Origin of the sequence: Bartonella florencae (genome assembly GCF_000312525.1) — a bacterium.
GTDB classification, from domain to species: Bacteria; Pseudomonadota; Alphaproteobacteria; order Rhizobiales; family Rhizobiaceae; genus Bartonella; species Bartonella florencae.
Genome location: NZ_HE997516.1, coordinates 1 through 318, shown reverse-complemented (window position 1 = coordinate 318; position 318 = coordinate 1). Strand labels below are relative to the sequence as shown.

Here is a 318-nt window from a genome sequence, read left to right as displayed (position 1 = left end):
AATCTGGGCAAAAAACAATGGCGCAATCAGCATGACAGGCGGAACCATTAAAGCCTCAAACATTGGTGCTAGCTTCGAGAACAGTAATAGAAAAGAAAACAGTCTAGATGGTGTGACAATATCAAGTAATAAAGACGGTACACTACTAGACGGAGGAGTATATGCAGATAAAAGTACAGTCGCTTTAACAAATGTCACCGTAAAACAAGCAGAAATCGCCATAGTCGCAGATAATGAATCTACAATAACAATTTCTGGAGGAGCATTTAATTCAAAAAATGCAACAGTAACTTCTCACAACAACAGTACCATTACTTT

Annotated in this window: 1 protein-coding gene; it reads left to right on the top strand. The window is 37.7% G+C overall.

Annotated features, from left to right (window positions below; translation table 11 throughout):
- Nucleotides 1-31 precede the first annotated feature (31 nt).
- Nucleotides 32-318, top strand: a 287-nt coding sequence (locus tag BN202_RS09130) for a hypothetical protein (protein ID WP_156792134.1), incomplete at its 3' end; no start/stop codon positions are given.